The sequence below is a fragment of the Pseudarthrobacter sp. MDT1-56 genome (genome assembly GCF_059383555.1).
This window is the reverse complement of the sequence record NZ_JBWZCK010000015.1, coordinates 1-19,776: the sequence shown is the minus strand read 5'-3', so window position 1 is coordinate 19,776 and position 19,776 is coordinate 1. Positions and strand designations below refer to the sequence as shown.

General features: G+C 63.9%; 16 protein-coding genes and 1 pseudogene. 10 read left to right on the top strand and 7 right to left on the bottom strand.

The genetic code is table 11. From position 1 onward, the window contains the following. Positions 1-42: 42 nt before the first annotated feature. Positions 43-816, bottom strand: coding sequence for an SDR family NAD(P)-dependent oxidoreductase (locus AC50YC_RS18030; protein WP_494954667.1), 774 nt, complete (start codon positions 814-816; stop codon positions 43-45). A gap of 263 nt (positions 817-1,079) precedes the next feature. On the opposite strand from AC50YC_RS18030, the gene AC50YC_RS18025 reads away from it, so the two are divergent. From AC50YC_RS18025 to AC50YC_RS18010, 4 genes are all read left to right on the top strand, one after another. Then, positions 1,080-2,417 carry an MFS transporter gene (locus tag AC50YC_RS18025; protein WP_494954666.1) on the top strand — a complete coding sequence of 446 codons (1,338 nt, stop codon included), beginning with the start codon at positions 1,080-1,082 and terminating at the stop codon, positions 2,415-2,417. 77 nt (positions 2,418-2,494) lie between these two features. Continuing rightward, positions 2,495-3,364 (top strand): transketolase, encoded by an 870-nt coding sequence (locus AC50YC_RS18020; RefSeq protein WP_494954703.1) that lies wholly within the window; start codon positions 2,495-2,497, stop codon positions 3,362-3,364. Further along, a complete protein-coding gene (locus AC50YC_RS18015) occupies positions 3,361-4,380 on the top strand; it encodes a transketolase family protein (RefSeq protein WP_494954665.1) in 1,020 nt (339 codons plus the stop codon). The genes AC50YC_RS18020 and AC50YC_RS18015 overlap by 4 nt, the downstream gene beginning before the upstream one ends. A 123-nt stretch (positions 4,381-4,503) precedes the next feature. Then, positions 4,504-5,163 (top strand): GntR family transcriptional regulator, encoded by a 660-nt coding sequence (locus AC50YC_RS18010; protein ID WP_494954664.1) that lies wholly within the window; start codon positions 4,504-4,506, stop codon positions 5,161-5,163. A gap of 247 nt (positions 5,164-5,410) precedes the next feature. Here the strand turns inward: AC50YC_RS18010 and AC50YC_RS18005 are convergent, their stop codons facing one another. Continuing rightward, positions 5,411-5,998, bottom strand: a complete 588-nt coding sequence (locus AC50YC_RS18005) for a CGNR zinc finger domain-containing protein (protein ID WP_494954663.1) — start codon at positions 5,996-5,998, stop codon at positions 5,411-5,413. A gap of 89 nt (positions 5,999-6,087) precedes the next feature. Between AC50YC_RS18005 and AC50YC_RS18000 the strand changes: the two genes are divergently transcribed. From AC50YC_RS18000 to AC50YC_RS17980, 5 genes and pseudogenes are all read left to right on the top strand, one after another. After that, on the top strand, positions 6,088-7,182 hold the full coding sequence (locus AC50YC_RS18000) for an LLM class flavin-dependent oxidoreductase (protein ID WP_494954662.1): 1,095 nt from the start codon (positions 6,088-6,090) through the stop codon (positions 7,180-7,182). Between the two features lie 76 nt (positions 7,183-7,258). Beyond that, positions 7,259-7,864: an isochorismatase family protein gene (locus AC50YC_RS17995; protein ID WP_494954702.1), complete on the top strand. Its 606-nt coding sequence runs from the start codon at positions 7,259-7,261 to the stop codon at positions 7,862-7,864. Positions 7,865-8,068: 204 nt separating this feature from the next. Then, entirely contained in the window at positions 8,069-8,425 is a 357-nt protein-coding gene (locus AC50YC_RS17990) for a DMT family transporter (protein WP_494954661.1), read from the top strand. Next, positions 8,425-8,742 (top strand): DMT family transporter, encoded by a 318-nt coding sequence (locus AC50YC_RS17985; RefSeq protein ID WP_494954660.1) that lies wholly within the window; start codon positions 8,425-8,427, stop codon positions 8,740-8,742. The genes AC50YC_RS17990 and AC50YC_RS17985 overlap by 1 nt, the downstream gene beginning before the upstream one ends. Positions 8,743-9,097: 355 nt before the next feature. Next, a pseudogene (locus AC50YC_RS17980) lies at positions 9,098-10,153 on the top strand (magnesium and cobalt transport protein CorA). Positions 10,154-10,632: 479 nt separating this feature from the next. Here AC50YC_RS17980 and AC50YC_RS17975 read toward each other — a convergent pair. The 4 genes from AC50YC_RS17975 to AC50YC_RS17960 form a co-directional block, all read right to left on the bottom strand. Continuing rightward, a complete protein-coding gene (locus tag AC50YC_RS17975; RefSeq protein ID WP_494954701.1) occupies positions 10,633-11,952 on the bottom strand; it encodes a TrkH family potassium uptake protein in 1,320 nt (439 codons plus the stop codon). A 122-nt stretch (positions 11,953-12,074) separates the two neighbouring features. Beyond that, complete coding sequence (locus AC50YC_RS17970) at positions 12,075-14,057, bottom strand: APC family permease (protein ID WP_494954659.1); 1,983 nt, start codon at positions 14,055-14,057, stop codon at positions 12,075-12,077. Between the two features lie 185 nt (positions 14,058-14,242). After that, entirely contained in the window at positions 14,243-14,914 is a 672-nt protein-coding gene (locus AC50YC_RS17965; protein ID WP_494954658.1) for a response regulator, read from the bottom strand. Further along, on the bottom strand, positions 14,899-17,457 hold the full coding sequence (locus AC50YC_RS17960) for a DUF4118 domain-containing protein (RefSeq protein ID WP_494954657.1): 2,559 nt from the start codon (positions 17,455-17,457) through the stop codon (positions 14,899-14,901). The genes AC50YC_RS17965 and AC50YC_RS17960 overlap by 16 nt, the downstream gene beginning before the upstream one ends. Positions 17,458-18,155: 698 nt before the next feature. On the opposite strand from AC50YC_RS17960, the gene AC50YC_RS17955 reads away from it, so the two are divergent. After that, on the top strand, positions 18,156-18,335 hold the full coding sequence (locus AC50YC_RS17955; protein WP_494954656.1) for a hypothetical protein: 180 nt from the start codon (positions 18,156-18,158) through the stop codon (positions 18,333-18,335). Positions 18,336-19,091: 756 nt separating this feature from the next. Here the strand turns inward: AC50YC_RS17955 and AC50YC_RS17950 are convergent. Beyond that, positions 19,092-19,448, bottom strand: coding sequence for a DUF6221 family protein (locus tag AC50YC_RS17950; RefSeq protein ID WP_494954655.1), 357 nt, complete (start codon positions 19,446-19,448; stop codon positions 19,092-19,094). Positions 19,449-19,776: the final 328 nt, after the last annotated feature.

The window sequence follows — 19,776 nt, the reverse complement described above, 5'->3', positions numbered from 1 at the left end:
GAAGCCGCTTGTCATGGCGGCTCCTTTCCGGGCGCCCTTGGGTCAGTGGATGTGGCTTCCGCCGTTGATGTCGATGGTGGTGCCGGTGAGGTACGCCGAGTCCTGGGAGGACAGGAAGGTGATGACGGCGGCGACTTCCTCGGTGGTCGCGTTCCGGCCCAAAGGGATGCCGGCGTTGATCGCGGCTTCCTGTTCCTCGGTGCTGCCGACGCGGATGTTGGTGTCCACGGCGCCAGGGGTGATGGCGTTGACGGTAACGCCGGTGGGGCCGAGTTCGCGGGCGAGGGCCTTGGTGAAGCCCAGGATCGCGGCTTTCGCGGCGGAGTAGGGGACCTTGCCGAACACTCCGCCGCCGCGCTGGGCGGAAACGGAGGACATATTCACGATCCGGCCCCAACCGTTCTCGATCATGTCCGGCAGGAAGGCCACGGTCACGAGGTAGGTGCCCGTGGCGTTGACGTCCATCACCTTGTGCCAGAGTTCGAGGGTGGTCTCAAGGAACGGCAGCGGGGAGGTGATGCCGGCGATGTTGGCCAGAGCACCCACGGGAGGGAGGTTGCCGGCGGTGACCTCGGCGGCGACCGCGGCCTGGGCGGCGGTGACGGAGGCTTCGTTGGCGACGTCGATCTCGTGGCCGAAGGCAGGGACGTTGAACTCGGCGCTGATTTCCGCGGCGACCTTGGCGGACTTCTCGCCGTCCAGGTCCAAAATCACGACCGCCCAGCCTTCGTTGGCGTAGCGGCGGGCGGTGGTGATGCCGATGCCCCGGTCCGAGGTTGCCCCGGTGAGGACGGCGGTGCGCTGGAGAGTGCTCATGATGCTCCTTGAAGGCTTGCGGTGCGAATGTCTGGGCCGGTGGTGAAGAGCACGGAGCCGAGTAGCGAGTTGAGCATCGGCGTTGATCCTCTAAAGACCTGCGGTGATGTGAATCACTGTAGGCCGGATCATTGTCAACAGTCAACCCTCATCATTGACTGTTGACAATGGAAATGGCGCAGGTCACACTGGTCGGACAATTTGTTAACAGTCGACAGCGTGGGAGCCTGAGGCCCCGTCGCTAATCGAAAGGGATGTAGCTAATGAGCAACGAAGCTCTCAAAATGCGGGGCCATGTACACGGCACCAAGGACGCAAAGCGCGTAGCGATCGGCTCCGGTGTTGGCGCCGTCATTGAAACGTACGATTTCATCGGCTTCGGTACGGCCGCTGCGCTGTATTTCGGTACGGCGTTCTTCCCCACCGGGGACCCGGTCACGGGAACGCTGGCGGCCTTCGCCACTCTCGGCGTCGGCTTCGCCGCCCGCCCCATAGGCGGCATTATCGGCGGCCACCTGGGCGACAAGGTCGGTCGCAAGCCGGTCCTGGTGGCCTCCCTGATCCTGATGGGCGTGGCGACATTCATCATCGGCCTGCTTCCCACCTACGAGCAGGTGGGCCTGCTCGCTCCGGCGCTGCTGGTGTTCGTCCGTGTTGTCCAGGGCCTGGCCTTCGGTGCCGAGTGGGGCGGCGCGATCCTGATGAGCTACGAACACGCGCCCTGGAAGTCCAAGGGCAAGTACACCGGCATCGTCCAGGCCGGCTTCCCCGTGGGCCTGCTGCTGGCGAACCTGGTGTTCCTGGTGAGCGTGAACCTCGGCGGCGAGCTCGCCTGGCGCGTGCCGTTCCTGGCCAGCATCGTGCTCGTTGCCGTCGGCCTGATCATCCGAGCCAAAGTCCCCGAGTCCCCGGTCTTCGACGAGGTCAAGGAAAGCGGCGCCATCGTCAAGTCCCCCATCATCGAGGTCATCAGGACCGACTGGCGCAACATCGTCAAGGGCATCGGCCTGCGCATCGCGGAGACCGCCGGCTACGCCGTATCCATCACGTACATGATTTCCTACCTACACACCGAGAAGCTGGCAGACAAGACCGAAACCCTGGTAGCCCTCTGCATCGCCTCCTTCATCGGCATCTTCGCCACCATGGCCTGGGCCCGGCTCACGGACAGGATCGGCCGCCGGCCGCTGTACATCTGGTCCACCGCCTTCGCCCTGCTCTTCGGCACCCCGATGTTCCTGATGGTCAATACCGGAATGTTCATTGCCATCATCGCCACCGTTGCCATCTCCTACGCCGTCTGCCAGAACTCCCTCGCCGGCGCCCAGGGCGCCTGGTTCCCCGAACTGTTCCAGGCCAAGACCCGCTCCTCCGGAGCCTCACTGGCCTACCAGATCTCCGCCATGGTCTCCGGCTTCACCCCCTTCGTCACCACCCTCCTGTTCGTTTCCCTGGGCTGGATGGGCCCCGCGCTCCTCTTCAGCTTCTACGCAGCCATCGGCCTCTGGGCAGCAATCGTCACCCGGGAAACCTGGGGCAAGCGCGAACGCCAGCTGGCAGATGAGGCCACCAAAAACACCCCCAACACGGTGAGCGTCTAATGACCGCCACGCACCAATCACATACGGAGTCAGTAATGCCAGCAGAAACCGTCCAGGACCGGATTGCGCAGAACGGGATGACCCCGGACGTGACGACGCAGGACCGCCTCGCCCAGGTCAGCGCAGCGGCCTACCGGATCCGGCATCATGCCCTGAACATGGGCGAAGTCCAGGGCCAGGGCTATGTTGGCCAGGCACTCGGTGCGGCGGACATGCTGGCTGTGGTCTATGCGGACCAGCTCCGCTACCGCGCCGGGGACCCGGAGTGGGAGGGCAGGGACCGGTTCCTGCTCTCCACCGGGCATTACGCCATCGGGCACTACGCTGCCCTGGCCGAGGCCGGCATTGTTCCGGTCGAGGAACTGGAAACCTACGGCTCTGACGATTCGCGGCTGCCGATGTCCGGGATGTCCACCTACACGCCCGGCATGGAGATCTCCGGCGGCTCCCTCGGGCACGGTCTGCCCATCGCCGTCGGCATGGCCCTTGGCCTGCGGTACCAGGGCTCGGACGCCCGGGTATACAACTTCCTGTCCGACGGTGAACTGGACGAGGGCTCCACCTGGGAAGCCGCGATGGGCGCACACCACCACCAGCTGGGCAACCTCACCGCCATGGTGGACATCAACGCCCTGCAGGCCGACGGCAAAACCGACACGGTACTGCGCACAGAACCAATAACCGAGAAGTGGGAAGCGTTCGGCTGGTACACCCAGCGGGTGGACGGGAACAACATGGCCGAACTGCTCGCCGCGTTCGACAACGCAGCCGCCCAGGCCGCCGCCGTCGGACGCCCTTCGGTGATCCTGTGCGACACGAAGGTGGGCCGCGGCGTTCCGCTGCTGGAGGACCGCGAAAAGGCGCACTTCATGCGCATCGAAGAACACGAATGGCAGACCTGCCGCGAGCAGCTCACCGCCGGATACGAAGGAAAGGCTGCCCGATGAGCGCCACCACCGAGGCCCCCGACACAACAACAGCCGCCAAGCCGAAGCTCAAGACCTCGGCGATGATTGCCTCCTTCGCCGACCCGGACCAGAAAACCGCATCCGCCCCGTTCGGGCACGCCCTGGTAAAGGCCGCGCAGGAGAACGACAAAATCGTTGGCCTCACCGCGGACCTGGGCAAGTACACGGACATGCACATCTTCGCCAAAGCCTTCCCGGAACGGTTCTTCCAGATGGGCATGGCCGAGCAGCTTCTCTTCGGCGCCGCCGCCGGCCTGGCCGAGACCGGCCTGGTTCCGTTCGCTTCCACCTATTCGGTGTTTGCCGCCCGCCGCGCCTACGATTTCCTCTGCCTGGACGCGGCAGAGCCGAACCTGAACGTGAACATCGTGGGCGGCCTGCCCGGCCTGACCACCGGGTACGGCCCCAGCCACCAGGCAACCGAGGATATGGCGATTTTCCGCGGCATGCCCAACCTAACCATCGTTGACCCCTGCGACTCGATCGATATCGAGCAGGCAGTCCCGCAGTTGGCAGCCAGTGACGGGCCCACCTACCTGCGCCTGCTCCGCGGCAACGTCCCCACCGTCCTTGACGAGTATGACTACACGTTCGAGCTCGGCAAGGCCAAGGTGCTGCGCGGCGGCAACGACGTCGTGTTCATCTCCTCCGGCCTCATGACCATGCGCGCCCTCCAGGCAGCCAAGGCCCTGGCGGCACACAACGTGGACGTCGCCGTCGTCCACACCCCCACCATCAAGCCGTTCGACGCCGCAACTGTCCTCGCCGAGATCAACACCGACCGGCTCGCCGTGACGCTGGAGAACCACAGCGTAGTGGGCGGCCTTTTCGAAACCGTCGCGTCCGCCGTCGTCACCGCTGGAGTGGGAAAACGCGTGGTTCCCGTCGCGCTGCCCGACCAGTTCCTCGACGCCGGCGCACTGCCCACCCTCCACGACCGCTACGGCCTGGCCGTGGACCGCATCGTCGCCAAGGTGCTCGCCGAACTCAGCTGACCGCCCGCAGCTGGCTGCATATAACTCAGAAAGCACGGCGCTGGCCCACGCGGCGCCGTGCTTTCTGCCGTATCATCAGACAACCAACTGTAAACAGTCGACCTATAACACTGAGGACGGGCCATGGCCGGAACGACAGCCCCGCTGCTGGGATTGCAGAAGCAGAACCTGCGCGAGCAGGCGGTTTCAGCACTGCGCACCGCCATCACCAGTGGAGAACTGGAGCCCGGCCGGCACCTGGTGGAAACCGAGCTTTCCGAAATGCTGCAAATCAGCCGGGGAACGCTGCGTGAGGCTCTCCGCCAGCTGGAACAGGAAGGGCTGCTGTCCGCGGGGCCGCGCGGCCGGCTCTCAGTCCGGCATTTGGACGAAAAAGAAATCCGCAATATTTTCGCCGTACGGGCCGCCCTCGAAACACTGGCCGCACGCACCCTGTGCGAGCTCCCGGACCGCGAACCTGCCATCGCGTCCCTACATCAGAAAATTGACGTCATGGAGGCAGCTCAGAACGCGTCCTTGGAAGAGCGGATAGAATCCGACATGGAGTTCCACCGCACCCTGTGCCGGCTGACAGGAAATGAAACACTCCTCCACTCCTGGGAATCACTGGAGGGATCCATCCGGATGTCCATCATGTTCGCTGGACGGGAAAAAGGGGTCAGGAACATGAGCGTGGACCGGCACCACGAGATCGTCGAGGCCATCGAAACCGGCGACGCCTCCCTGGCCCGCAAAACGATCCGCGAGCACATGGACAGCGCCGCAGACAACCTCGTCGCCTAGAGCTTCTGCTCCATATCTTCCGAACCATCAGTCGGTGAAGCCCACCGGGGAGCGTATCGGCCTGGGGACTGTATCGCCGGGTCATCGTGGTGACACTCTCCTTCCGTGGCTCCTTGTCCACCAGCTGGCCCCTTCTCCGAAGGGAATCTTGAACCCGCTTCCCCTCCACGTCAACCTTTTGGGCCTACTTTGAAGCTGTGCGTGCTTGTCCCATCAGGCCGAAGGTTGGCTTCGGCAGCACATGATTTCATGCGCTGTGTAGCGTGCGTTTGCGCGCGTAGGCCCGTGCGGCGCGGACGCGGTCGCCGCAGCGGGTTGAGCACCATTGCCGTCGCGCGTGGGTGCGGAGGAAGAATCGCTGGCACCCGTCCGCTTCGCAGGACGCGAGCACCGATGCTTGGTCGCCGCTTAGCAGCGAGGCAGCGTCGTCGGCGATGACGGCCATGACGTGCTCGACGACTTGTGTCACGGGGTGGCTGGCGTTGCGGGTAAACCCTGACTCCGGGTCGAATTGAAGCAGGAGCGCCCCGGGTGCACAAGTCAGCGCACGATTTAGAGCTTGCACGGCCGCTGTCGTGGGGACGTCCCCTGTGGTGTGCGCGGTGAATAGATCGCGCAGGTCTGCGCGCAGGTCTGCGAGCCTGCCCCGGCAGTGCTCGTGCAGCACAGTGTCCGGTGCGATGAGATCGTGTGCTCTCAGCCAAGCCGCGGCGTCGTCAGGACCGTCCAATTCGTCGTAGCGTTTGCCTCCGGGCAGTTCGCTTGCGCTGTTGACCAGTGCGAGGCCAGGATGCTCTTTGGCGCCTGGTACGGCTGCTAGCAGTGTTTCGGACATGGTTCTCATGGTATCAGTTTCATTTAAGCGTGAGGCAGCTGCTACGCTCGAATCACGCCAAAAAACATGTTTTTCCATGAGGAGTTCTAATGAAGTTCGGTCAAGCAGCCGGCACGGCCCCATTCACACTGTCCGTGCTTTCCGCGGGCGGCACCGGAGTGGGGATGACCGCTGAGGAGGGGCTCGCGGGCACGATCGAGTTGGCGCGGACGGCGGACCAGCGCGGCTATCACCGGTTCTGGATGTCTGAGCATCATGCGATGGGAGCGACCTCGGTGTCTTCACCTCCGTTGATGCTCGCCCGCCTCATCGCTGAGACGACGCGCATCCGCCTTGGCGCCGGAGGGGTAATGCTGCCCAACCACGCACCGTTGCTGATCGCCGAGCAGTTCGGGATGCTGGAGGCTCTCGCCCCCGGCCGGATCGATCTTGGGCTGGGACGCGCCCCAGGCACTGATGGGGCGACTGCTGCGGCTCTGCGTAGGGGCGCGGATGCGAACGACGGATTCCCGCAGCAAGTACTCGAGTTGCTCGGGTTCCTGGGCGACGGGTTTCCTCCCGGACACCCATACCGGCACGTGCACGCGGTTCCCGGCCCTTGGCAGGCAAGGGAAAACCGGGTGTCCGCACCTTCGACCGCTCCGGAGGTGTGGGTGCTGGGCTCCTCTCCGTACTCAGCACAACTGGCCGGGCAGCTCGGCCGGCCGTATGCGTTCGCCTTGCAGTTCGGCGACGCTGACATCGACACGGCCATGCGTCTCTACCGTGAGAGCTTCCGGCCCTCCGACGTGCTTGCCGAGCCCCACACCCTGGTCAGCGTGCCCGTGGCGATCAGCGACGCCCCGGTTGAGGCCAAGCGGCAGGCGGCAACAGCGGCGATGGCGATGCTGCGCATGTTCAAGAGCGAGGGCTACCTGCTCCTGCCCCCGGACGAGGTCGAGGCGTACGCTGCCACGCTTCAGGAGCGGCAGATCCTCGACGCCTACACCAGCCGCAGTTTTCATGGCACCGCCGCTACTGTCGCCGACCGTCTCGAAGCCCTGCACGAGCGCACCGGGGTCGATGAGGTGATGCTTGTCGTCGGCGGGCACTCGACAACCCTCGACCAGCACGGGATCACCCTGATCGCCGATCACTTCGAACTCCCGCACCTGAACGCACCGCTACCGGCCACCGCGCAATAGAGCCATTTCAACAGTCCGACGTTCACAACACGCCCCTTGAAGGAGAACCCCATGACCGCCCCCCCACCGAGCTCTAATCGTCATTGACGCCCAACAGGAATACTTCGACGGACTGCTTCCGATCCAGTACCCGGACCGTGACCGATCCATCACCAGCATCCAGACCGCGATCAAGGCCGCAGAGCAGACCGGAACGCCGGTCGTGCTCGTCCAGCACGAGCTTCCCGCAGAAGCCCCGGTGTTCGGGTCCGGGTCGGCGACCTGGCAAAACCACCCCGAAGTAGTTGCCCACGAGGACGCGGCAGCCAAGCGAGTTGGCAAGCAGTTCTCCAGCATCTTCGCTGACACCGATCTCGAAGCCTGGTTGCGTGAACAGGGCATCGACACGATCACGCTCGCTGGCTACATGACAAACAACTGTGTGATCGCCTCCGCCGCGGCCGCCGAGCCCCTCGGATTCGCCGTCGAAGTCCTCAGAGACGCGACGGGAGCAATCGACCTCGCCAACGACGTCGGCACCGCGCCCGCACGCCAGGTCCACGAGACCCTCATGGCCCTGCTGCACTCGAACTGGGCCGCCGTCACCGACACCGAGACCTGGACCGAAGCACTGCATATGGGCGCGCCGCTGACCAAGAGTGACCTCATCACCTCCGCCGCCCAAGGCCGCAGCACCCGGTAGAAGGAATGCATCACTTATAGAACCTTCCGCTAGGCCCAAATCATCTTGAATAGGCATCTACGCAACCGTTAGCTTCGTGCTGCCGCGTGAAGGACGGGATCATCGCCTGACTTGTGCAGACATACTCTTTCCCTCGTTTGCGGCTACGAGAGCCACCTCGTCCCGCAGACCACCCAGTAGCTCATCACGCAAGGAACCAACCCCATGACCAACACCACTAAGGCCTGGCTGCTCTTAATTCCCGCGATCCTGGTCGAAGTGACGGCCTCACTCGCCCTCAAGGGCGCACTCGAGCACCCTGCCCTCTACGTCGTCGCTGTCATCGGCTACCTGAGCGGATTCGTCCTGCTCGCCAAGATACTCCGCACGGGTATGGCCCTCGGGGTTGCCTACGGTATCTGGGGAGCTACCGGTGTCGCCCTCACTGCCGTTGGCTCCCTCCTGCTCTTCGGAGAACCGATCACCGCGCTCATGGGCATCGGAATCATCGTCATCATCGCCGGCGTCCTGTGTGTGGAGCTCGGAGCCCAGGCCGCCCACAAGAAGGCAGAGATTGCCTGATGTCCTATCTTCTCTTCATCGGCGCCATCCTGTTTGAGGTCTCCGGCACGATCAGCCTCCGCCTAGCCATCGACAACACACGCTGGTACGCAGCAGTTGCGGTCGGATACGTGGTGTCCTTCAGCATGCTCGGCCTCACCCTCGCTCATGGGATGCCCATTGGCATCGCCTACGGAATTTGGGCCGCAGCAGGCGTCGCCCTTACCGCCGTCCTTTCCAAGTTCCTCTTCAAAGATCCCCTCACGTGGCTAATGAGCCTTGGCATCATCCTCATCATCGGCGGCGTCCTCCTCATCGAACTCGGCGCACCCCACTAGCCAGAACCACAGTCGCCCGTAAGGGGGTTCCCAGCTTAAGACGGTGTCTCGAAACCCTTAGTGCCTCAAAACGCTGGGGATACAAGACGGAGGGATTAGGCCACGCCCCGCTCCCTGGCCGCGCGCAATTTAGCGATCACAAAACGCCGCCAAATAGCGCCGAAAGTCACATTCCTCGACATTCCTTACGTCCCCTGGAACACGACTCGACCGTCTCAGTAATGGATCGTTTGTGAGACTGAGGTGTGTCAATGATGCGGGGCAGCGCCTGACCGGACAAGCTGTTTTTCGGCACGAACGGGTAATCCGGCACCCAGGCGCCAACTGGATGCGGGAGCGAGAGGGACAGGCTCTGATGACCATGGTGGACAACGCCGTCTATGTTGACGGCCTGCGGACCGACAACCCGAAGAACCTTGATAAAACGTATGAAGTGATGCGGGAGCGCGGCGGGATGGCGTGGATCGCGCTATACCGTCCGGGTCTGGAGGAACTCACGTCAGTGTCGGACGAATTCAGCCTGCACGAACTCGCCATTGAAGATGCCCTCAACGGTCACCAACGGGCCAAACTCGAACGCTACGGGGACACGCTGTTTACCGTGCTGCGCCCGGCACGGTACCTGGACGATGTGGAAAAGGTCGAGTTCGGCGAGCTGCACGTCTTTGTGAGTCCGGACTTCGTCGTTACGGTCCGGCATGCGGAGTCCCCGAACCTGGCGAAAGTCCGCCACCGGCTCGAGACTACCCCGGAGCTGCTGGCCCTGGGCCCACAGGCCGTGCTGTACGCGATCCTGGACGAAGTCGTGGACCAATACGAACCCGTCGCCGCCGGTCTGGAGAACGACATCGACGAGATCGAGACGAGCTGTTCAGCGCCGGCCCGGACGTAGCCCGGCGCATTTACGAACTTTCCCGGGCAGTCATCGAGTTCCAGCGCGCCACCCACCCGCTCCGGGCCATGCTGGAGGCTCTTGAACGCGGCGCGGAGAAATACCATCTGGACCTGGAACTGCAGCGCAGGCTAAGGGACGTCCATGACCACGTCATCCGCGTCGTGGAACGGGTCGACGCTTTCCGCGTGCTGCTCCATAGCGCGCTGACGGTCCCCGCTACCCTGGTGGCCCAGCAGCAGAACGAGGAGATGCGGCGTCTCTGAATCGAGCTTGGCCCAAAACGAGGAGATGCGTCACCTCTCCGAGGCGGGCCTGGCCCAGAATGAGGAAGTCAAGAAGATCTCCTCGTGGGCGGCCATCCTCTTCGCCCGCACTCTCGTCGGAACCGTATACGGGATGAACTTCGAGTTCATGCCCGAGCTGGCCTGGCCGCTAAGCTATCCCTTCGCGCTCGGCCTCATGCTCGCCATGGGCATCGGCCTCTACCTGTCGTTCAAGCACCGCAAATGGCTCTGAACTGTGAAACGTGAAAGCGCTGCCACTGTCATCGGACACGTCCAGCCCGGCACCCCGGCGGGCCTTCAGCTTCCGGGGGGCGTTCCGGATTTGGTGGCGGCGGCGTCAGGGAAGCCAGAAGACCGGACGGCGCGGAAAACCAGTCCCCGCAGCGGGGAGGTCAGTGGGGGCTGCCGCACCGGCCGGGTGATTGGCGTCGGGCATTGAATATCCATGAGGACGTCCCGGGCAACCGACCCCACCAGGACCTCCAAGTCAGCCGCCCAGCAGCCGGCCGCGCCGGCAGACGCCCGCAAGCATTCTCGTCGACTACGCGGTCGTGGGCTCGCTGGGGTTGAACTACGCGGTCAGGCCGTTCGAGGCGTCTGACCTCCAGGAACGGTTCGGCGAAGAATGAGGCCCACTGGCTGCAGGCCGGGGTGCGATGTTACCCGTATCGCGGAAGGGCACTGTTGCTGTGTCAGGTGTGCCGGGCGGCCCTAGCCGATGATGGGGCGTTCCTCGGGGAGGTGGTAGTGGCGCGGCCGGGCTGAGAGGGCGAGGGCGGAGGCGACCGCAACGGTTCCTATGCGTCCGGTGAACATGAGCGCCATGAGGACCCATTCTGCGGACGGGGGAAGGTTATACGTGATGCCGGTGCTCATGCCGACGGTTGCGAAGGCGGAGATGGATTCGAAGAGGACCTTTTCGAGGCTGTAGTCGGTGAACATGAGCAGCAGCATGGTTCCGGAGACGACCGCCGCGATGCCCAGGAGGGCCACGGACAGGGCTTGACGCTGGGATGAGGAACTGATGGAACGGTGGGCGACGGTGACCTGGTCCCGGCCGCGGACTTCGTTCCAGATCGCGAAGCCCAGTACCAGGAAGGTGGTGATTTTGATTCCGCCGGCGGTGCCTGCGCTGCCGCCGCCTATGAACATCAGGATGTTGGTGACCATGAGTGTTTCCGGTGCCGCAACTCCGTAGTCGATGCTGTTGAACCCGGCGGTGCGGGGAAACACTCCGCCGGCGAAGGAGCCGAGTATCTTGCCGGTGAGGGTGAGTTCGCCGAGGGTTTCGTTCCTGTTCCATTCGAACGCGGCGAACAGGCCCGTCCCGGCGACCAGAAGGAAAACCGTTCCGTAGATGGTCAGTCGCAGGTGGATGGTCCAGTTCTTGGGTCGCATTTCGCCGCGGATGAGCTGGATGATGACCGGGAACCCGAGTCCGCCGGCGATGATGGCCAGGCAAATGGGGGTGATGATCCAGGGGTCTTCGGCGAAAACGATGAGGTTGTCGCTGTAGAGGGAGAAGCCTGCGTTGTTGAAGGCGGAGATGGCGTGGAATATGCCGTGCCAGAGGGCGGTGAGGGGATTCTGGTCGTAGGCGATCCAGAATCTCAGGGTCAGGATCAGGGCTGTTGAGGCTTCGACTGCGAGCATGATTTTCGCTACCCGGACCAGTACGGCCCGGACGTCGCCGAGGTTCAGGGTGTGGGTTTCCGATTGGGCGACGAGCTGGCCGCGAAGTCCGATGCTTTTGCGGACGAGCAGGGCCAGGAGGGTTGCCAGGGTCATGATGCCGAATCCGCCCACCTGGATGAGCCCGAGGATGACGCCCTGGCCGAAGGGAGTCCAGAACGTTGCCGTGTCCACGGTGATCAGGCCGGTGACGCAGACGGCTGAGACTGAGGTGAACAGGGCATCCGTAAACGCCCCGGACGCGGGGTCTGTCCGTGACGCGGGGAGCATCAGCACGGCTGCGCCGATGCTGATGACGATCAGGAAGGCCAGGGGCACGGCCCTGACGGGGTGGGACATCAGCCGGCGGATGATGCTTTCCCTGCGGCCGCCGTTGTCACGGCCCGACTTCTGAAAGGCGGCGATGCTGAAGATGTCCGCCCGCGGGCTGCCGTTTGCGGATGGTCCCTTCTGGCGGCTGCTCACCCGACGTGGATGCCCGGGCGGCGGTCGGGGTCCGGTTCGTTTTCGCGGATGATCTCCCGGACGACCGGGGCGGTGTCGCCGCTTCCCAGGAGCAGGTAGCGCATGAGGTGGGCAAGGGGGTTGCCTTCGGACCATTCGAAGTAGGCGTGCGGGCGGACGCCGGTGGCGTCGCGGAGGGCCAGGAGGATCGCGGCGATCGCGTTGGGGGCGGCGGGGCTTTGGGCGCGGAGGACCCGGTGGCCGTCTACCTCTACTCCTCGGACTTCCAGGGTGTCACTGAATTGGGAGGGGTCGGTGATGTCGATTTCAAGGAAGATGACGTCCGCTGTGCCGGGGACGGGGTTGTTGTCCCTCTGGGCTGCTTCCTTGTCTGCGTATTCGGCGCCGTCGCGCGCCTGGGGACGGTTGGCGATGAGATTTATCCGGCCGTCATACTCCAGTGTGTCGCTGATGAAGCGTCGGGCGTTGTCGTCGAAGTCGATCCGGTGCACGCGCAGCTCAGTGGTGCGGCTGATGCGGGAGACGAGGGAGATGGCGATGATTCCGAGGATGAAGAACCCGGAGATGGTGATGCCGTCCGGTTTTGAAATCACGTTCGCGGCAAGGGCGTAGAGCATCACCACAGTCAGGACGGTGAAGCCGATGGACGCAGCGCGTTGTCTTTTGCGGATGGCGGAAATGGTGACGGCGATCGCACCGGAGACCATCATCGCCAGGATCCCGGTGGCGTACGCGCCGGCCTGGGCGTTGACGTCCGCGTTGAAACCGATGGTGATCAGGATGCTGATGGCTGTATAGACGAGCACGACCGGGCGGACGGCGCGGGACCAGTCCGGGGCCATGCCGTAGGAGGGAAGGTAGCGGGGGACGATGTTGATGAGCCCTGCCATCGCGGAGGCGCCGGCGAACCAAAGGATGAGGATGCTGCTGACGTCGTAGACGGTGCCAAAGCCGTTTCCGAGGTGTTCGTGGGCCAGGTACGCCAGGGCCCGGCCGTTCGCTTCGCCTCCAGCCTGGAACTCCTCTGCCGGGATGAGCACGGTGGTGACGAAGCTGCTGCCGAGCAGGTACACGCTCATGATCAGCGCCGCGACGGTCAACAGTCTGCGGGTGTTTTTGATTCTGCTGGCCAGTTTCTCCTCCGGTGTAGCGCCTTTGGCTGCCACGAGGGGCATCATGCTGACGCCGGTTTCGAAGCCGGACAGGCCCAGGACCAGCAGGGGAAAGGCCACGAGGGCCGGCCAGATGATCCCACCGAAACCGCCGCCGGAGGAAGTCAGAGCATCAGTCCAGGTAGTGAATGCGCCGGGGGTGGTGAAGACGTCGATGATCCCTGTCCCGATGATGATGGCGTTCATCAGCAGAAAAACAGCCACGAGGGGGATGGCGACGGCGACTGCTTCGGAGAAGCCCATGAGGAACACCGCGCCCAAAATCAGGAGCATAACGACGGTGATGGCCACTGCCTGTCCTTCCAGGAAGGGGGGCAGGTAGGGGTTTTCAAGCAGGTGAACAGTGGCGTCCGCCGCTGAAAGGGTGATGGTGATGATCCAGGACGTCGCGACGAAGCCGAGCAGGATCAGCACAAAGATCTTCCCGCGCCAGAACGGCAGGAGCCGTTCCAGCATCGCCACCGAGCCCTGCCCGTGGGGGCTTTCCTTGGCCACCCGCCGGTACATCGGCAACATCCCGAGCAGCGTCAGGGCCACGATCAGCAGCGTCGCCAGCGGTGACAGCGCACCGGCGGCGAGGGCCGCGATGCCTGGCAGGTAGGACAGGGTGGAGAAGTAGTCCACCCCGGTCAGGCACATAACCTTCCACCAGCTCTGCTGCGTAGCGTGATCGTCGGGAGTCTCCGGCCCGACGGGCTGGTGCACCCGGTGTTCCAGCAGCCACCGGACCAGCGCGTTGCCGGGTTCGGTGACGCGTTCAGGGTTCGGAACAGATGCGGGGAGGGAAAAGCCGGTGCGAGCCGTCAAGGACGTGTCTTTCTCTACTGCCGCAGACGGGCACAACAGCACCCCGTCTCAGGCGCGGCGCTGTGCTGATAACCACCGGAGCGTAGCACCGCGCTGAGGACCTCAGACCGGGTATCCCGTGGATCTTAATGCTTCCTTAACGCCGGCCCGGCGGCGGCCCGGCCCGGGGACCAGGTCCTCCCCGGTCACTCCTGGAAGCGGTAACCGAGTCCGGTTTCCGTCAGAAGATGCCGTGGGTTAGCCGGATCGGCTTCCAGCTTCCGTCGCAACTGTGCGAGGTAGACCCGAAGGTATCCGGTCTCTTCGACGTACGCAGGGCCCCAGACCTGGGTAAGGATCTCTTCGTGAGTGACCAGGGCCCCTCGGTTCCTGACCAGCAGCTCAAGGATGTTCCACTCCGTGGGGGTCAAACGGACGGTAACCCCGCGCCGGGTCGCCTGTTTGGCGGCGAGGTCAACGGTGAAGCCATCGGTTTGCACGATCGGGACGTCCCCCGCCGTCCCGCGGCGCAGGGCCGCGCGGAGCCTGGCCAGGAGTTCATCCATCCCGAACGGCTTGGTCACGTAATCATCCGCCCCTGCGTCCAGTGCCTGGATCTTGTCATCGGAGCCGTGTCGTGCTGAGAGCACCACGATGGGTACTTCGCTCCAGCGCCTGAGCCTGCGGATGACCTCAACGCCGTCCAGGTCAGGCAGACCCAGATCCAGGATTATGACGTCCACCGGATTACTGGCGGCCTGATCCAAGGCGCTTTGCCCGGTAAACGCGGTAAGGGTTGAGTAGCCTCTGGCGTTCAGGTTGATCTGCAGGGCGCGGAGGATCTGGACTTCGTCATCAACGATCAGTACTGCTGCCATGGTGTCCTCTCGTACCGGGGTTCCGGCGCTACGCCGGTGGAGAGCGGCAGCCGGATGACCATGGTCAGGCCCCCACCCGGGGTGGGCTCCGCCAGAAGGACCCCGCCCATTGCTTCGGTGAACCCTTTTGCCACTGCCAGACCAAGGCCGATTCCCGTTCCCGGCGTGGTGTCATCAGCACGTTGAAAGGGCCTGAACATGGCCAGAACCTCGTCCGCAGGGATGCCCGAGCCGTGATCGACGACCGTGAGCTCACTGGCAGGAACATCCCCAATCCTTGCACTGCCCGCGCCGCCCACCGCTCCGGCAATCACGACATCAGACCCCGGGGCATACTTCAGCGCGTTCTCCACCAGGTTCGCAATGACCCGTTCCAGCATCCCGGGGTCGGCATCGACCGGTGGCATGTTGTCCGGCAACAGCACCCGGAGCCGCTCAGAAATGGTGCCGCGCAGCGCTTCACCCACCACGTCGGCCCAAAAGACCGGGCGGATGAGCGGCGCAACAGAATCGGCCGTAATCCTGGACATGTCAAGGAGATTGCTGACCAGCCGGTCCAACCGGTCAGCGCCGGACTCTATGGTGGCCAGAAGTTCTTCCTGCTCCCCCGGCCCAAGGGTGATGGTCTTGTCACGCAGGCTGCTGGAGGCAAGCTTGATACCGGCAAGCGGAGTACGCAGATCATGGGACACAGCCCGCAAAATCGACGTCCGCATAGTATTCCCCTCCGCCAGGCGAACGTTTTCACGCTGGCTGGCTGAGAGCTCCTCGCGCTGGACCATGGCCAGCAGGTGCGCACCGAACGCTGACAGCAGTCGCCTCTCGTCCTGGGAAAGCTCCTTCCCGGTCAGGGTCAGCATCCTGTCCCCGTCCAGCTGCTCCACGGTGTCTGCCTCCGACACCTTGTCCGGGCGGTGCGGTTCGCCGGAGAACTCCTGAAGCTCCCACGTGACGGTCCTGCCGGGGCCGGACTCATGACCTATCCACAGACCTGCCCCCAGAACCTGAAAATGCTCCCGGACCTGATCCAGGAAAGCAGGAATGCTGTTCCCTTCAGCGACGGCCCGACGGCTCAATTCACCCAGAACGGCAGCTTCCGCGCTGGCAATGTGTGCCTCCTTGCTGAGCTTGGCCGACCGATCCACCACCATCGACACGGCCACCGCCACCACCACGAAGATCAGCAACGCCAGGACATTCTCTGGATCAATCACCGACAGTGACCCCACCGGCCGAACGCTGAAGTAATTGACGATGAGCCCCGCGACGACGGCGGCCACCACGGCGGGCCAGAGCCCCCCGAGCAGGGCAACCCCGACGATCCCGGTCAGATGGACCAGCATGTCCGTTGACAGCTGGTCGTGGGGCAGAAGGTCCAGTACGAACTGCAGGAGAAAAGGAAGCCCCACCGCCAGGGCAAATGCCGGTATCTCCCGGCGCCGCCCCAGCCCCGGGCGCCTCGTCCGCGCCCTGTTGGCCGCGCCCTGGACGTAATTGATGAGGTGAACCTCGGTCGCACCGGCATTCCGCATCACGGTCGCCGCCGCCCCCCGCCGGAAACCAATTGAAGACTGGCGCCGTGGGGACCCCATCACGATTTGGGTGGCGTTGATGCTCCGGGCGAAGTCCAGCAACGCCGAGCCCGCGTCCTGCCCGCCAATGGAGTGGAAGACCCCGCCGAGCTCTGCCGTGAACTTACGCAGCAGTTCCAGGTCCTTGCCTGACTCCGGGGCGCGTCCCTCCACACTGGTGCGCACATGCACTACGTGGAGTTCTCCGCCGGCAGCAGCTGCCAGCATCCTCGCAGCCCGTCGTACCAGTGCCTGATCCTGACTCTGTCCGCCCGCCCCGACGACGATCTTTTCCCTGGTGGGCCAGCTGTCCCTGATTCTTTTCATATCCCGGTAATCCGACAAGCCTGCATCGACCCGTTCCGCGAGCCACAACAAGGCGAGCTCCCTCAAAGCGGCAAGCGTGCCGATACGGAAAACACCGGCCAGGGCGGCATCGGCCTCCTCCCGGGTGCCGTAAATCTTTCCGTCCGCGAGCCGCTGACGCAGGAGTTCAGGGGAGACATCCACCAACTCGATTTGATCAGCGCCCCGCACCACGGCATCCGGGACCGTGGCTCCTTCCTGCACGCCCGTGATCGCGCGCACGACATCGGATAGCGATTGCACGTTCCTGATGTCCAATGTGGAAATGACGTTGACCCCTGCTTCCAGCAGGGCGCCGATCTGTTCCCACCGACCCACACCGGCCGACATCGCAGCGTAATCATCAACCAGAACGACGTCAGGGTCACGGGCTGTCAACGCCTGGACATCCAAACCGGCATCCCCCACCTGGCTGTAAGGAGGCTCGGAGCATGTTTCCATGCCCTGCAGCAGTTCTGCAGTGTCGGCACGTCCCCGCGTGGAGATCGCGCCAATAACGACATCGAATCCCTCACTTGCCAGTCGGCGGCCTTCTTCCAACATCGCATATGTCTTACCTGCCCCGGGCGCAGCCCCAAGAAAGATGCGCAGATTCCCTCGTGCCATGGCTCCATTGTTCCTCCCTGCCGGGCTGCGGATAGCAATGACCACCATCCGGCACCGCTCACCAGTCGCGCGACGGAAACGCCGCGTACCCCCATAGGAGAGGGAAGGCGGGAGCGGAAGTGGCGCGGGTGACTCTGGACGCGGGATCAAAAGTGAAAGCCTGGCTTCCGGGGTGGGGACCGCTGAAGCTTCACTTGATACGTGCCTGTGAGATTGAGGGCAAAGTGGGGTCCCGGCATAACGTCCGGGTTGACGGCCGCCCCGGGTTTGATCAAGGTGTATTAGTGCCCGCGAAATCTGAACAACCCATGCCCGCCCGGCCGATGCCGGGCAAGGCGTTGGTCAGCTGCGGAAGACGCGGGGCATGTCCCCGATCCGGGGCGGACCCCAACTCAGCCTGCTGCTAGGTCCAGGAACTTACTCATGTCTGCCGCGGCCGTCATCCCCGCAAGCTGACTCCATCGCGTTGAGACCATGGAGCCAGCATTCTGCAGGGATTGGCGACGCGTGCTCGCCGGGAGGCCTGCCCCCAACGATTGCTCGGGCCCCTCCCAAGGCAAGAGTAGGTGCAGGTCAGCTCGCTGGCAATAGTTTTTCGTTTGACTGGCCGTTGTCACGCACCTACGGTGGCCGGGCCCCCGCCGCATCCCCATAGGCGTCTTCGATGTCAACGAAACTCTCTCTCCAACATGTCCCCCGTGGGCGAACGCTTCAGCGAGATCGGCGCGCCGGCTGAACTGGCCAAACTTTGGTTCGCTACCCAGCTGCGCGACGGCTTCGCCCTCACGGCCAGCGGTGACAAGGGATCCTTCGCCGTCATCGGGGCCGAGGCACTCCGGGGACTCCTTACCGGGGGTGAGGCTCAACCGGCCACTTGAGGCAGCCGTCAAGCATGTCATGGGCGGCATGACGGCCTGAGCGTACATCCGGACGTCCCGGATGGAATTAGGGCACTCGCCGCTGCCGGGTTCCGGCTCATCACATTCAGCAACGGCTCTGCCGAGATCGCCGGGAAGCTGTTCAGCGACTCCGGAATCCGGAATCCGTGACGAGTTTCAGTCGCTACTCTCGGTCGAAGACGCGGCCGGCTGGAAGCCCGCACGGGTAGCCTACGAATATGCCGCCGCCGCTTGCGGGCCGCCCCCTCCGAAATGGTGCTGGTCGCCGTCCATCCATGGGACATCCACGGCGCAGGCCGCGCGGGCCTGCGCACGGCATAGATGAACAGGGCAGCGGGAAGCTACCCAAGCTACTGTCAGGCTCCTAATTTCACAGTCACCACACTGAACGAGCACCCCGAGGACCTGACATCAGGGTGACATGCACCGCGGAGCCCCTTGCGGACCGCAACGGGGTCGACCGCTGTGTCATGGACCTGCATCTTAACCGAGTCCGCCAGGGAGCGCGGACCCGCAGGCATCGACGAGATGTCCTTGATCGCCAGGCCATGCTGCCGGTCAGGCAAAGCCCCAAAGAAGCCCCGACAAAACCTCGCCCGTGCATTGGCACGAGGTGCCCGGTCCCGCGGCGCTGACGCTCCGCCTCCGTAGCCACAGACGCCGACGCCGACGCCGACGCCGACGCCGAGGAATAATACGGTTCGCCCCTACTCGGCTGCAACACGGCGGTACGCTTCAGTCTTTCGCGGATTCGCTGACTATGTCTGTTGGCAGACCGGGTGACCAGCACTGCTCGTAGTCCGGGTGCTCCCGATAGGAGCTCGCGAGGATGGTGAGCATGGCCCGGCGGGCAATGGCAACTGTCCCTTCGGCTTCGCTGGGGTCGCTAATCCCTTCGACGTCGGCAGCTTCCTTCCAGCTGGCGATGATGGCTCTCTTCTGTGCGCACTCTGCCAACATTCGCCTGCCCAGTGAGGATTTGTCTTCGCTTCCGTTTTCATGATCGTCGGTGATCCGCAGGACGAAAGAGCCCTCGTGGATGGCTGATTCCTGCTCGGCGATGCGTGCTTCCAGAAAATCGACAATATCCATGAGCCCATCATTCCATCCGCCGTTAATTCCCCGCGCGGTTCCTGCTCCTGTGCAGGGGCGGGTTGGGCTCGACGTCCACCGGTACCTCTCATTACCTCTCATTGCGATTGCGGAGGTCACAGCGTTGTCCGCGGAGGGGACATTTCGTACTCGTTGCCCTCGACGGAGAACCGGGCATTGGTTGTTTCCCTGGGTGTGGTTGTGTAACGGGTTGGTGTCGGTTGTGGGGTGACCCATCCGGGGTGGGGGGTGTTCCCGAAGTACTCCTGACAGACCAAGCCGGACCCGCTGGAAGACGTGTCAGGCCGTGTTTCACGGCCGCGGGAAC